Here is a 12,676-nt window from a genome sequence, read left to right as displayed (position 1 = left end):
GTCATTCCAGCAGCGACTCGGTTTGCGCATCGGCCGGCGCGAAACCCGGCCGATGGAACCATGCAGCAAAGCTGTTTTTCCATTCGCGGAAATACGCGCTGTCGAGTTCGGGCGCGATCGTCGCCGACCGCTTGTCCACCGGCGCCTTGTGCGCATAGCCCAGGGTCGCCATCGCCTGTTCGATAAGCCGATCGCCGAGCACCAGCGAGAAACCGCAGTCGGGACGTTGGTTATAACGGTAATTGCAGCTGTTGATCATGTGCGGCACCACCACCCGCAGCTCGTCGACCCCATGGTTCAAGGTGTCGATCAGGATCCGCTGCGGCGCAAGATGCGCCATCGCCTCGAGCAACAGAAACGGATGCGCGGAGTGATACAGCACGCCCGCGCAGACCACCACATCGAAGCGATGCGGGTCGATCCGCCACAGCGCGTGGTGCATATCGCCTTCGATGACCTCCACACGGCCAGCGAATTTATCGCGCAGATGGGCGACGCAGCGCGGGTTGTTTTCGAGGGCGGTGACCGAAGCGGCGCAGTCGAGAATGGATTCGGTCAGACCGCCGGTATGCGCGCCGAGTTCCAGTACCGATTTGCCGCGCAGCCATGCCGCGCAATCGTCGATCAGATGCCGGCGCCGCACCGGCGTCGCGTGGGCGTGATCGGACTGTTCCAGCACGATCGCGAACCGCGAATGCCACTGCGCGGCCGAGGCGCTGCCGTCGCGGTCGGACTCGCCGTCCAGCCAGGCGTAGTCGATCGTTTCGTCCGAGCATCGCAGCACCACGACGGCCTTGTCGCGGTCGTTCAAGGGGCGCCATATCTCGCCCACGAGCGGTGGAGCGCTCAAATCGCCAGTCCTGCAAGCAGAAGAAAACCTGCCGCACTCGTGGATGCGAGCGCGGCAGATCTTCGTTACCTAGGAACTCGCCGCCTGGGTCGGCGCAACGCTGTACGGAGGCCACCAGCGACGTTCATCGGCGGAGCCGGTGGTCACTTCCGATTCTTCCAGAGTCTTCTTGTTGCTCAGGAGGCTCTTCAGCGTCTCCAGGCAAGTTGATTCATTGTTCATGAACTATCTCCTCTGTGGTGGAAGTACTGCTTGCTTTGCTACGGTCGCGACATCCGTGTCGGCTGACTCCCCTGCTCCATGACTGTTCTGCTCAAGCCGACTCGTCCGTCACGCAGGCGCGGCTTCGATCAGCCGGCTGCCCAACAGCGATTCGAGTCCGCGCCGCGCCTGCCGGCGCGCGCCGTCTTCGTTCAACCTGTCGCCGGCGAGTTCGGCATAGCCGCGCTCCACCTGCTCGACCGTGCGGCCGTCGCACAGCTCGAATACCATCCAGGTGTTGAGGCCGAGCCAGTGGATCTTTCCCGACTGCGGCGAGAACACCATCAGGCAATCGGCCTGCGGCACCGGACGCGAGCGCAGCCCGCTCGCCTTGCGTACCGTCAATTCGTCGCGCATAGGGCCTCCGGCGCCTCGCTGAACACCGCCTCGTCGACCGGGTCGAGCGAGCTCTTGAGCCACCCCACGAAGTCGATCCCGCCCGCCGACAGCAGCGGCGACCACTGCGTCTGCAACATGTGACCCAGGTAGCGGGCGCGGTCGATGGAGCGGCCGTACTGCGCGGCGGTGTCGTTGTTGACCACCGACATCGCATGCGGCCGGATCACGTACGCCGACGGGTCGCCGAACAATTCGAAGCTGCGCTTGTCCGCGCACAGCGCCGCGGCCTTGAACAAAGACAGGTGCACGTAGACGTGATAGGCGAAGATCGCCCGCACGATCGACCAGCGCACGTTGCGCCATGGCACCTGGATAGTTTCGCCGGGCGCTTTCGCCAGCGAGACCGAACGCGCCGCATCGAACAGCTTCATATGCAGGCCTTCGTGCAGCAGGCAGCCGGCGATGTCCCACGGGTTGCCGAGTTGCTCGAGCGAAATGAATACGGTCGACGGCGTCAGGTCGCCACCGGCGGCGGACAGCACGATGCCGCCCTCGAGCTGCGCATCCAACAGCGCGATGGCGCCGACGTGACGCAGCGCCGCGGCGCCGGCATTCGGCAACAGCATCGACAACAGCGCGATCGCGTCCTGCACCTTGGATTGCGCGACAGCGTCCGGATTGAGCAAGGTGCCGCGGTTGGCCGGGCTGGCCGAGAAAATGCCGTCGAACGCGGTCTGCAACTGCGCGGCATACGGATCGGAACTGCCGGCGATCGCCCACATCCAATGGCGTTCGTCCGAACTCAGATCCCAGCGCGCCAGCATATGCGACTGGCACAGGCCCGACGGCAACGCGGCGATTGCCTTCGGCAACAGGTCTTCGAGCCGATGCGGCGATGCCAGTTGTCCGGTTTCCAGCTCGGTGAAGGCATCTTCGGTCGCCAGCCGAACCAGCGGGTCGAAGAAGATGCGCCGCACGTCGGCGTCGGGCATCGCGTCCAGGCGCTCGAGCGCCGCCGCGACCCCGGGCAAGCGTTCGGCGAACAGTTCCGCGCCGAAGCGATAGCGTGCATACACCTTGGCCAGGATCCGATTGGAATCGCCGAAGTTTGGATGCTCGGACAGAATCCGGTCGGCGGTGGCGACGACCTTCGCGGTCGTGTTCATGCCGCCCTGCCTTCACGCACCGTCGCCGCGTCGTCGATCGCTACGTCGTTGACCGGCACGATCATGCCGCTGGCGACAAGATGCCCAAGCATCGGCTCGATCTTCTGCCAGGCGCGATCCTCGGCGACGCCGGTGATCTGCGCATAGGCCTGGGCCAGATCGCGCTCATTGCGGCCGTCGCACAACTCGAACATCAGCCAAGCGGCGGTGTTGAGCTTGCGGATCTGCGGCTGTTCGATCGCCGACGCGAACAGGATGCCGTGCTCTTTCAGCGGGCGCAGATGCAGCTTGGGATTCTTCGTGTAGCGGATCGTCGGTGCCGGCGCGGTAGCGGCCTGCGCCTCGCCTGCGGCCCGCGCCTGGTCGGGCCGTTCGATACCCATGTCGACCATCGGACTGATCGCTTCGCACAGCCAATCGACCATGCGGCGCGCGGCCGGGGTCAGGTACGAAGCCCAGGTGGTCCTGAACTGCTCGCCCAGGTAAATCATGCGTTGATGGCCGCGCGAGAACGGCGTGGTCGCGGCGGTGTTGACCACCGACATCGCATGCGGACGCGTGTTGGCCAAATACGATTCCGGCGCGCCGTAGGCCGCGTAATACTGCGGCCCCAGTTGCTCGACCGCGGTGCGGAACACCTGCAGATGCACGTAGGCGTGAAATGCGAACAGGCAATTCGATACCGAGATCTCCCGGCCCCATGGCAAGGTCACCATGGCTTCCTCGACCACCGCCGCGCTGGTGCGCACCATGTCCGACAATTTCAGATGCACCGCTTCGTGCATGATGTGAACGGCCGTGTCCCAGGGATTGGCCAGTTCCTCCGGCGCGATGAAGATCATGCACGGGGTGGAATCGCCGCCGGACGCGGTGAGCATCGGCCCGCGTTCATTGCGCATGTGCGCGATCGCGACCGAGTGCAGGTGCGAGAACACGCTGTGCGCGACCTGCGGCGCCAGCGCCTGCAGCAAGGCGCAGGCGCGATCGAGTTGGCGCACCATCTCCGGCGTGGGCCGGATGATCTGCGCTTCGCAATGCCCGCCGGGCATGAACCCCAGTCGCAGCGCCTCGCGCAGCGCATCGGCCACCGGTTCGGATCCGTCGGCAAGATCCCAGACCCAGATCCGCCGACCGTCGATCTCCGGCCCGACCTGAAAATCGCGCTCCATCGCGCCCGCGGACAGGCTTCTGGATTCGTCGGCGATGGCTAGACTGCGCTGCAGGCACCAGACCAGACGTTGCGTATCCTGGGGCGCCGAAGCATCGGTTTCCAGGCGTTCGATGGCCGCTTCGAGTTCGGCCCGGACCAACAGATCGCCGAGGATCTTGTTGGCGAGCGACTGATCCAATCGCTCGATCTGCGGCAACAAGACCTGCAGTTTCGCGTCGTTCTGCGCGAGCACGGCCAGGGCGAATTTATAGCGTTCGATATTGAGCGCGATGATCTGTCGCGAATTTCCGAATTCTTCGTGAGCCTGCAGATTGGCGTCGACTTGCCCGATCAGATCTTTCATCTCAAGACCCTGTCCTTGCGCATCCAGCGTTCGAGTCGGAATGGCGAGCGCGGCGGCGGATGCCGATGGATCGCTGCGCGGCCTTCATCTACTTGCTTGGCTTATAACAAGAACGCGTCACGCGCATAGGCGACGCCGATCTCAAAGCAACAAGGTCGTGCGTCGCATCGCCGATATGCGACATCCGGCCGAGTGCGTCATGCGCGATTCAGCGAGAAAAACGCGATACAACGCGCAAAATCACACAATGATGCATGCGCCGCGCGCATGTTCGGACGAGACGAGTGCCAGTTCGTCGGCGCGATTTAACGACGATGACGGATGCGATGGCCGGCGAGCGCCGAGAAGACTCGCATGAATGCGCGCTGGCGACCGCAACGCGTCATCGCCGCGTGCCATCGACATGACCCACTCATTCCTCGAAGCAATACTCGAAATTATGTTGCTCCATGGGCAGCGCGTTGAATTTCTTCACGAAGGACTCCGGCTTGAGCAAGAATCCTTCGAAACTCGCCTGGCCACTGGAAACCGCATACGCCAGGGCGTCGTAGAAACTGTCGTCGCCGCCGAGAAACAACTGACGCCGCGCGGCCTTTTCCGCCTTCTCCACCGCGCGTTGCAACTCGCGCCGCTTGCGCACGGCGGTGCGCAGCAGTCGGTTTACGTCCTGCAGCCGATAGCATTCGCGCAGGACCGATCTGACCGTCTCGGCGTAGTCGGCGTCCTGGGCGAATTTCGGCCAGTTCAGCGTCGCGACCACCGCCCAGAAATCCTTGGGATCGGTCTTTTGCAGGCGCGACCGCAGCGTTTTCGCCCTCGGATGCGAATGCGGCGAAGCCTCCGCCAGCGGACTGCTTTTCTTGAGCAGGCCGGCCAACTCCTGTTCGGACAGGGAAAACACCAGGCGCGGGCCCAACTCGCGCACGATCAGGCGATAAACGCCTTTCTTCGATCCGGCCTGGCGCAGACCGAAGATCCGTCCCTTGATCAGAGACTCGGCGCGGCCGCGCGCGTTCTCCAGGCGGTAAACCGTCTTGGCGGTGTAGACGCGCCATTGGTAAGCGGCATTGTCGACGATCGTCATGCGCTCAGCATCCGCGGCGGCCCGGCCTTGGGCACGCGCCGAATGATCCATGTTTCCGCGGCGCGGCGCCAACCCCGGACGCGGCTAAGGACTGCCACGCGGCGCTTTGCGATAAAGTCGGCGCGAGCCGAACGAAGGACGCGCCCGTGCCTCAACCGAACCTGTCCGCCACCACGCGCCAGCGCATCGACGCATTGCGCTCCAGCCATCGCCTGGTGCTGCTCACGAGCGGGACACCGGCCACATTGAATTGCGGTCTTTCGCTCAGGTTGTGCGGCTTGCTCGACGATATGGGCCTGGACTATGCGCAGGTCGATGCCGGCGCCGATCTCGAGCGAGGCCACGGCAGCGAGCGCCGAGGCGAGTGGCTGGCGATTCCGCAGTTGTATCTCGACGGCGACTACCTCGCCAGCGGCGACCTGATCGAACAGATGGCCAACGCCGGCGAACTGCACGCCGCCTTGGGCCTGCCCGCGCCCGATCGTCGCCCTCCGCAGGTGACGCTGAGCCCGGCGGCCGCGGAGTTCCTGCGCGCGGCCATCAGCAACAGCGAGGCCGGCACCGTGGCCGAGATCGAGGTCGATGCGCGCTGGGCGAGTTGCTTGCTGCTCGTACCGCGCAGAGCGGGAACCATCCAGACCCAGGTCGATGGCGTGCCGCTGCAATTCGGCCTGACCAGTGCACGCCGCAGCGACGGTCTGTCGATCGATTGGCACGATGTCGAACGCGGCCCCAGTTGGACGATGCGCTTTCCCGGAGCGCCGGTCATCGAACCGGTGCGGCCGATATCTGCGGCCGATGCCGATGCCGCCGCGCGCGACGGCCGCCTGACCATCGTCGATATCCGCCATCCGCAAGAGCGCGCGCTGGCCCGGCTCGATCTGCCCTTTCTGTCCCTGGACGAAAGCAGCCACGTGATCCGCAATCTGGCGCCGGACGTGCCGTTGGCGGTGCTGTGCCACCACGGCGATCGCAGCGTCCATGCCGCCGAACACCTGCACCGGCTGGGTCACCGAGATGTCTGCTACATCGAAGGCGGCATCGAGGCCTGGGCCAATCGGGTCGATGCGTCGATTCCGCACTATTGAAGTCGGGCACTGCCCGCGCCGCTGAGCGCGGCGCCGGCTTATGCGCGCGGTTCGATCCAAACCGCCGCTATTCGAAACTGCCGATCGAATCGTGGGCGAGATTGTCGAAGCGGGTGTATTCGCCGAAGAACTTGAGCTTGAGCGAGCCGGTCGGGCCGGAACGCTGCTTGCCGATGATGACCTCGGCCAGACCTTTGTCGGGCGAGGTTTCCTTGTTGTAATAATCGTCGCGGTAAATGAACACGATCACGTCGGCGTCCTGCTCGATAGCGCCGGATTCGCGCAGGTCGGCCATCACCGGGCGCTTGTCGGCGCGCTGTTCCAGCGAGCGGTTGAGCTGCGACAAAGCGATCACCGGCAGGTTGAGTTCCTTGGCCAGATGCTTGAGCGAGCGCGAGATCTCGGAGATTTCGGTCGCGCGGTTTTCGTTGTTGCCCGGCACCGACATCAGCTGCAGGTAGTCGATCACGATCAGGCCCAGGTCGTGCTCGCGCTTGAGCCGGCGCGACTTGGCGCGCAGCACTTCCGGCGACAGGCCCGGGGTGTCGTCGATGAAGATCTTGGCTTCGCGCAATTGCCGGATCGCGCCGGTGACGCGGCTCCAGTCCTCGTCCTCGAGCTGGCCCGAGCGCAAGCGCTGCGCGTTAACGCGGCCGACCGAGGAAATCAGACGCAGCGCGAGCTGGCTGGCCGACATTTCCATCGAGAACACCGCGACCGCTTTCTTGGTGCGGAACGCGGCGTGCTCGGCGATGTTGAGAGCGAACGCGGTCTTGCCCATCGCCGGACGCGCGGCCAGGATCAGCAGGTCGGTGTTCTGCAGACCGGCGGTCATCTCGTCGAATTCGGTGTAGCCGGTCGGAATGCCGGTGACCGAGCCGCCGTTGGCGTAGCGCGTCTGCAGCACGTCGAAGGCTTCCGACAGCGCCTTGGTGACCGGGGTGAAGTCGGTGCGTCCGCGCGAGCCGGCTTCGGCGATCGCGAACACCTGCTGCTCGGCCTTGGCCAGGATCTCGCCGCTGTCGCGACCATCGGGTTGAAAGCCGTCGTTGACGATCTCGGTGCCGACCTCGATCAGCTTGCGCATCACCGCCTTGTCGCGAACGATCTCGGCGTAGGCGGTGATGTTGGCGGCCGACGGCGTGGTGCTGGCCAGTTCGATCAGATAGGCGCCGCCGGCGACTTCCTCGACCAGGCCCTGCGATTCGAACCATTCGCCCAGGGTCACCGCGTCGAACGGCCGGCTCTTTTCCGCCAGCTCGCGGATCGCGCGGTAGATCAACTGGTGATCGCGGCGATAGAAATCTTCCTCGACGATCTGGTCGGCGACGCGGTCGTAGGCGTCGGGCGCGAGCATCAGGCCGCCTAGCACGGCCTGCTCGGCCTCGATCGACTGCGGCGGCACGCGCAACTGGTCGATGCGCTGCTCGGCGCGTGTCTCGAAACGTTTTTCGCCGCGGAATCCGGAACTACGTGCGCTCATCGGGGATGACGATCCTCGTCGTTCGGCCGTCTGCACAGCCAATCGAGCCAATCAAGGCCCAGGGATTCGGTGGCGTGCGGCCTGTCCCCGGCCGGCGCGGGCAGCGCCGGACGGCAATCGGTACCGGACACGCATCGTAGTCGTGTTGCGCTTGCGACAGTTGCATATAGCTCTGTGCCAAAGCTGTGGATAAGAGGTGGGTAACTTCACCTCTAATGCGCCGCTCTTGTCTCATAGCCTGCGACGGCAGCTTGAGCGCGCCGCGCCACAAAAACGAAAGGCGCCTTGCGGCGCCTCTCGTAAGTACCGCGATCAGGCTGCGATCAGGCGACTTCGCCGGCGACCGTGACCTTGACCGTGACTTCGACGTCGGCGTGCAGGTGGATCAGCACGTCGTATTCGCCGGTGCGGCGGATCGGGCCTTCGCCCATGATCACTTCCGACTTGTTGACCGGGAAACCGGCCTTGGTCAGCGCCTCGGCGATGTCGCGCGGGGTCACCGAACCGTACAGCTTGCCCTCGGTCGCGGCGTTGGCGTGGACCGTGACGGCCGCGCCTTCCAGCTGCGCCTTGCGGCCTTCGGCACCGTCGAGCTGCGACTTGGCCTTGGCTTCGTACTCGGCGCGACGGGTTTCGAAATCGGCCAGGTTCGAGGCGGTGGCCGGAACGGCCTTGCCCTGCGGCACGAGGAAGTTACGGCCGTAACCCGGCTTGACGTTGACCTTGTCGCCGAGCTTGCCGAGGTTGGTGACGTTCTGCAGGAGGATCAGTTGCATGGTCTTGCTCCGTATTCGTTAGCGGGCCTTTAGGTCCGCAGCGGGATTCGCTGTCCGAAGAAGCGAGGAGTGAGTTCAGAGGAGTGAGACGTGAGTAAAAGCAAAAGCTTTCTCTCGTTTCTCACTCCTACAGGGCGGCAAAGCCGCCACTCACTCCTACGCCGTCAGGCGTTGTGATTGTCGGTGTACGGGATCAGCGCGAGGAAACGCGCGCGCTTGACCGCCGTGGCCAGCTGGCGCTGGTACTTCGACTTGGTGCCGGTGACGCGGCTCGGCACGATCTTGCCGGTCTCGGTCAGGTACTGGCGCAGGGTGTTGAGATCCTTGTAGTCGATCTCTTTGACGCCTTCGGCGGTGAACTTGCAGAACTTGCGGCGACGGAAAAATTTGGACATGGGATCGATCCTCAGGCGGCTTCGGCGTTGTCTTCGGCGCTGTCGGCGGTGCCGACTGCGTTGTCGCTGTCGTCGTCACGACGACGGCGCTCACCGCGCTCGGGCTTGTCGCCCTTCTCGTCCTTGAACTTCATGATCAGCGACTGCTCGGTGTCGGCGTCGTCGCGCTTCATGACCAGGTGACGCAGGATCGCATCGTTGAAACGGAAACCGTCGACCAGCTCGTTGAGCACGGTCTGGGTGACTTCGATGTTCAGCAGGACGTAGTGAGCCTTGACCAGGTTCTCGATCGGGTACGCCAGCTGACGGCGGCCCCAGTCTTCGAGACGGTGGATCTTGCCTTCACCGGCTTCGATCAGCGACTTGTAGCGCTCGATCATGGCCGGCACCTGCTCGCTCTGGTCCGGATGGACCAGGAACACGACTTCGTAATGACGCATGGTGTGATTCCTTGTGGATGATGGATCGCCAACGGCGAACCCGTCGGCAACCCGGTTCAGCCCCCCGACGTCCGTAGCGGATGCGGTGGAGCAAGGTCCCAGGAGGTCAGTGGCCTCTTGGGAGCCGCGTATTATGGCGGTGTTTGGCGGCCGGGAGCAAATCGCGGCCTGGCGCGGGCGCAGCCAGCCCCGCAAGCCGGACCGTTTGACGGAGCTATGATGCCGATTTGAGCGAGGATTCCGTTCCGTCGCGCAATCTTATGCGACTGATGGCTGAGTCGCGATTCATACCGGCCGGGCGACTCGACACCGACGTCTCAAGACCGACTGCGACATACCTCAGCACCAGCGACGGACCCGATCCGCCGCTCGCGCGACGCGATTCGAGGACGCCGTCCGCTCAGCGCCCGGCTTTCTTGCTCGCGATCCACTCGTCGATGTGCTTCTCCAGCACGCCCAACGGCACCGAGCCAGTCGAGAGCACTTCGTCGTTGAAGTCGCGCACGTCGAAGCCCTCGCCCAGCGCCCGCTGCGAGCGCTCGCGCAGTTCGGAGATCTTGAGCTGGCCGATCTTGTAGGCCAGCGCCTGGCCCGGGGTGCCGATATACCGATCGATTTCGTTGACGATGTCCTGCTCGGTCTTGGGCGCGTTGTCGGTGAAATAGGCGATGGCCTTGTCGCGGCTCCAGCCCTTGGCATGCATGCCGGTGTCGACCACCAGCCGCACCGCGCGCCACATGTCGTAGGCCAGCTGACCCATGCGGTCGTAGGGATCGTCGTACAGGCCCATGTCGTAGCCTAGACGCTCGGCGTACAGGCCCCAGCCTTCGCCGTAAGCCACGAAATAACCGGTGCGGCGGAACATCGGCGCATCCGGCAGTTCCAGGCCGCGGGCGAACTGGAAGTGGTGGCCGGGCACCGCTTCGTGCAGCGACAGCGGAATCATTTCCCAGGTCGGCCGCACTTCGGGCTTGTACAGATTGACGTAATAGAAGCCGGCACGGCTGCCGTCGACCGCGCCGGGCTGGTAGTAGGCGGTGGTGGTGTCGGGGGCGACGTTGTCGGGAATCGGGCGCACGCCATAGGGCTGGCGCGGGATGATCTTCGACACTTTCACCAGTTCCGGATCGATGCGCTTGGACGTGGCCTGGTAGGCCTCCAGCAGCTCGGCCGGGGTCTTGTGGAAGAACTTGGGATCGCTGCGCAGGTAGGTGAAGAATTCGCTCAGACTGCCCTTGAACCCGACTTCGGTCTTGATCTTTTCCATGTCGGCGCGGATGCGCGCGACTTCCTTCAGGCCGATCTGGTGGATCGCATCGGCGCTCAGGTCGGTGGTGGTGTAGTACGCGGCGAGGAAGTCGTAATAGGCCTTGCCGTCGGGTAGATCGCTGACCGCGATGCTGGTGACGGTGTGCGGCAGATAGTCCTTGTCGAAGAACTCGCCGAAGCGGCGATACGCGGGCACCAACGTCTCGGCGATGACCTTTTTCGCTTCGGCCTGCAGCGCCGCGCGGTCGGCCGCGCCGATGCTGTCGGGGAAGCGGTTGAACGGCTTGTAGAACGGGCTCTGGGTCGGATCGGCGACGACCTGCTTGGCGATCTGCGCCGGCACGCGTTGCATCAATACGCGCGGCGGAGTGATGCCGGCCTTGACGCCTTCGCGCATCAGCGCCTCGTTCTGTTCGATCACCGTCGGCAAGGCGCGCATGCGCGCGAGCCAGTCGCGGTAGTCCTTGGCCTGGGCGAACTGCAGCACCTCGACCATGCCGTCGGCGCTCTGCACGCCGCCGGCCTGCCCGACCGGCGACAGGTATTCGCGGAATTTCTGTCGCTCGATGCTGCGCTCCAGGTCCCAGGCGAATACGTCGTAGTTGAGCTGGTCGGCGACCGACAAGTCGCCGCGGTCGATGGCCTTGAGCTTGGCCAGCGCGTCGCGATCGGCCTGACTGCGCGCTTGAATCGCGTTCAGGCTGTAATCGGCCCAGCGGTCGTTGAAGCGTTTGTCGCCGTTGTAGCTGGCGTTTTCCGGGCTTTCGCGCAGGCCGCGTTCCCACTCGGCGTCGAACAGGGCGTGCAGCGCCAACGCGCTGGGCTTGCGCGCGACCGGGCCGGCGGTGGTGGTCGATGCGGGCGCGGCGAAGGTGGCGGGCGATGCGGCCAGCACCACGGCGGCGATCGCCGTGGCGAGCAGGACGGGACGGAGCATGCGGAATTCCCCTTGAAGTCAGCGTCCGAGTCTAGCCCGGTGGCGCAGGGGCGCCGCATGACGAAAGTTGGGCTGGGTTCGGGGCGGCCGCGTGTCCGACTGTAGGAGCTGCGTAAGCTGCGACCGCGAATTTACCCAGGCCGGCGCCGGTTTCGATCAGGCCTGTTGGATGGCGGTCGCGGCTTGCGCCGCTTCTACAGAGGGCTGACGTAACTGCGCAGAGACTGGATCAGGTCGTGAAGTGCCGCGGCTGCCGACTGTAGGAGCTGCGCGAGCTGCGACCGCGAATTGGCGCAGGCCGGCGCAAGGTTCGATCAGACGGGTTGGATGGCGGTCGCGGCTTACGCCGCTCCTACAGGGGCTGACGGCGCTGCGCGGCGGCTGGATCCGGCCGCTGCGTTTTACCCGGGCCGATGTGAATCAGGCCGCGTCGGCCTGGGTGGTGAAGCTCTCGCCGCAGCCGCATTCGGCGGTGGCGTTGGGGTTCTGGAACACGAACATCTCGCCCAGGCCCTGCTTGAGGAAATCGATGCGGGTGCCTTCGACCAGCGGCAGGCTGATCGGGTCGACGTAGATGCGCACGCCGTCCTGTTCGAACACGGTGTCGCCTTCGCGCTGTTCGCGCGCGAGGTCGGCGGTGTGCTGCCAGCCCGAGCAGCCGGTGCGGGTCACGCCGAAACGCAGGCCCAGGGCGGTCGGCGTTTCCGTCAGGAAGTGCTGGACTCGGGCAAGCGCGGCGGGGGCGAGGGTCACGGGCATGGCGGTACTCGTAGGGTTGGCATGGGCGGCGCGACGACCGGTGGCGCTGAGCGGCTGGCCGACCGATCGATTCTCGATCGGACCGCATCCGCCGCGATGGTCTCGTGCATGCCCACGCGGGGACATGCATTAATCAGGCGATGCCGGAATGGTACCAGCCCGGCATCCACGGGCTGTACCCGATATGGCGGCATGCGTCCCGGGGTTCAAGGCGTGGCCAAGTCTGCATGGCTGGCCGCGGGTGGTCGCACCGGCTTCAGCCTGCCCTGCTCCGCCTGATGGCTTGGCGTCGATCCCCCAGGAACGGTCGGATCG

13 protein-coding genes are annotated in these 12,676 nt (G+C 64.9%); 1 reads left to right on the top strand and 12 read right to left on the bottom strand.

Going from position 1 to position 12,676, the window contains the following annotated elements; genetic code table 11:
• Position 1 precedes the first annotated feature (1 nt).
• The 6 genes from AC3A4T_RS08850 to AC3A4T_RS08825 form a co-directional block, all read right to left on the bottom strand.
• Positions 2 to 850 carry a class I SAM-dependent methyltransferase gene (locus tag AC3A4T_RS08850; protein ID WP_487675041.1) on the bottom strand — a complete coding sequence of 283 codons (849 nt, stop codon included), beginning with the start codon at positions 848 to 850 and terminating at the stop codon, positions 2 to 4.
• Between the two features lie 69 nt (positions 851 to 919).
• The gene (locus tag AC3A4T_RS08845; protein WP_187313394.1) at positions 920 to 1,072 is read right to left on the bottom strand and encodes a hypothetical protein; all 153 of its coding nucleotides are present in this window, start codon (positions 1,070 to 1,072) and stop codon (positions 920 to 922) included.
• Positions 1,073 to 1,180: 108 nt separating this feature from the next.
• Positions 1,181 to 1,468 (bottom strand): hypothetical protein, encoded by a 288-nt coding sequence (locus AC3A4T_RS08840; RefSeq protein WP_487675040.1) that lies wholly within the window; start codon positions 1,466 to 1,468, stop codon positions 1,181 to 1,183.
• Positions 1,453 to 2,616 (bottom strand): aKG-HExxH-type peptide beta-hydroxylase, encoded by a 1,164-nt coding sequence (locus AC3A4T_RS08835; protein ID WP_487675039.1) that lies wholly within the window; start codon positions 2,614 to 2,616, stop codon positions 1,453 to 1,455. The genes AC3A4T_RS08840 and AC3A4T_RS08835 overlap by 16 nt, the downstream gene beginning before the upstream one ends.
• On the bottom strand, positions 2,613 to 4,130 hold the full coding sequence (locus AC3A4T_RS08830) for a PqqD family protein (RefSeq protein WP_487675038.1): 1,518 nt from the start codon (positions 4,128 to 4,130) through the stop codon (positions 2,613 to 2,615). The genes AC3A4T_RS08835 and AC3A4T_RS08830 overlap by 4 nt, the downstream gene beginning before the upstream one ends.
• A 412-nt stretch (positions 4,131 to 4,542) precedes the next feature.
• The gene (locus AC3A4T_RS08825) at positions 4,543 to 5,214 is read right to left on the bottom strand and encodes a hypothetical protein (protein ID WP_487675037.1); all 672 of its coding nucleotides are present in this window, start codon (positions 5,212 to 5,214) and stop codon (positions 4,543 to 4,545) included.
• A 146-nt stretch (positions 5,215 to 5,360) separates the two neighbouring features.
• Here AC3A4T_RS08825 and AC3A4T_RS08820 point away from each other — a divergent pair, with 146 nt between their 5' ends.
• A complete protein-coding gene (locus tag AC3A4T_RS08820; protein WP_487675036.1) occupies positions 5,361 to 6,302 on the top strand; it encodes a rhodanese-like domain-containing protein in 942 nt (313 codons plus the stop codon).
• A 67-nt stretch (positions 6,303 to 6,369) separates the two neighbouring features.
• On the opposite strand, the gene AC3A4T_RS08815 is transcribed toward AC3A4T_RS08820, so the two are convergent.
• The 6 genes from AC3A4T_RS08815 to AC3A4T_RS08790 form a co-directional block, all read right to left on the bottom strand.
• Complete coding sequence (locus AC3A4T_RS08815) at positions 6,370 to 7,785, bottom strand: replicative DNA helicase (RefSeq protein WP_056114106.1); 1,416 nt, start codon at positions 7,783 to 7,785, stop codon at positions 6,370 to 6,372.
• Between the two features lie 323 nt (positions 7,786 to 8,108).
• Positions 8,109 to 8,561 (bottom strand): 50S ribosomal protein L9, encoded by a 453-nt coding sequence (gene rplI / locus AC3A4T_RS08810; protein ID WP_046656666.1) that lies wholly within the window; start codon positions 8,559 to 8,561, stop codon positions 8,109 to 8,111.
• 164 nt (positions 8,562 to 8,725) lie between these two features.
• The gene (gene rpsR / locus AC3A4T_RS08805; RefSeq protein ID WP_031372470.1) at positions 8,726 to 8,956 is read right to left on the bottom strand and encodes a 30S ribosomal protein S18; all 231 of its coding nucleotides are present in this window, start codon (positions 8,954 to 8,956) and stop codon (positions 8,726 to 8,728) included.
• 11 nt (positions 8,957 to 8,967) lie between these two features.
• Positions 8,968 to 9,396, bottom strand: a complete 429-nt coding sequence (gene rpsF, locus AC3A4T_RS08800; protein ID WP_036104015.1) for a 30S ribosomal protein S6 — start codon at positions 9,394 to 9,396, stop codon at positions 8,968 to 8,970.
• A 400-nt stretch (positions 9,397 to 9,796) separates the two neighbouring features.
• Complete coding sequence (locus tag AC3A4T_RS08795; RefSeq protein WP_487675035.1) at positions 9,797 to 11,602, bottom strand: DUF885 domain-containing protein; 1,806 nt, start codon at positions 11,600 to 11,602, stop codon at positions 9,797 to 9,799.
• 420 nt (positions 11,603 to 12,022) lie between these two features.
• Entirely contained in the window at positions 12,023 to 12,361 is a 339-nt protein-coding gene (locus AC3A4T_RS08790; RefSeq protein WP_036104021.1) for a HesB/IscA family protein, read from the bottom strand.
• Positions 12,362 to 12,676: the final 315 nt, after the last annotated feature.

This window comes from Lysobacter sp. Soil_N_51 (assembly GCF_057655755.1).
The sequence above is the reverse complement of the archived record's forward strand: the minus strand, read 5'-3'. Positions and strand labels throughout refer to the sequence as shown.

What these genes read in the sequence shown, in the direction of transcription:
- rplI (WP_046656666.1), bottom strand. Translation starts at nt 8,561, where the DNA reads ATGCAACTGATCCTCCTGCAGAACGTCACCAACCTCGGCAAGCTCGGC.
- AC3A4T_RS08815 (WP_056114106.1), bottom strand. Translation starts at nt 7,785, where the DNA reads ATGAGCGCACGTAGTTCCGGATTCCGCGGCGAAAAACGTTTCGAGACA.
- AC3A4T_RS08830 (WP_487675038.1), bottom strand. Translation starts at nt 4,130, where the DNA reads ATGAAAGATCTGATCGGGCAAGTCGACGCCAATCTGCAGGCTCACGAA.
- AC3A4T_RS08825 (WP_487675037.1), bottom strand. Translation starts at nt 5,214, where the DNA reads ATGACGATCGTCGACAATGCCGCTTACCAATGGCGCGTCTACACCGCC.
- rpsR (WP_031372470.1), bottom strand. Translation starts at nt 8,956, where the DNA reads ATGTCCAAATTTTTCCGTCGCCGCAAGTTCTGCAAGTTCACCGCCGAA.
- AC3A4T_RS08845 (WP_187313394.1), bottom strand. Translation starts at nt 1,072, where the DNA reads ATGAACAATGAATCAACTTGCCTGGAGACGCTGAAGAGCCTCCTGAGC.
- AC3A4T_RS08790 (WP_036104021.1), bottom strand. Translation starts at nt 12,361, where the DNA reads ATGCCCGTGACCCTCGCCCCCGCCGCGCTTGCCCGAGTCCAGCACTTC.
- AC3A4T_RS08840 (WP_487675040.1), bottom strand. Translation starts at nt 1,468, where the DNA reads ATGCGCGACGAATTGACGGTACGCAAGGCGAGCGGGCTGCGCTCGCGT.
- AC3A4T_RS08835 (WP_487675039.1), bottom strand. Translation starts at nt 2,616, where the DNA reads ATGAACACGACCGCGAAGGTCGTCGCCACCGCCGACCGGATTCTGTCC.
- AC3A4T_RS08795 (WP_487675035.1), bottom strand. Translation starts at nt 11,602, where the DNA reads ATGCTCCGTCCCGTCCTGCTCGCCACGGCGATCGCCGCCGTGGTGCTG.
- rpsF (WP_036104015.1), bottom strand. Translation starts at nt 9,396, where the DNA reads ATGCGTCATTACGAAGTCGTGTTCCTGGTCCATCCGGACCAGAGCGAG.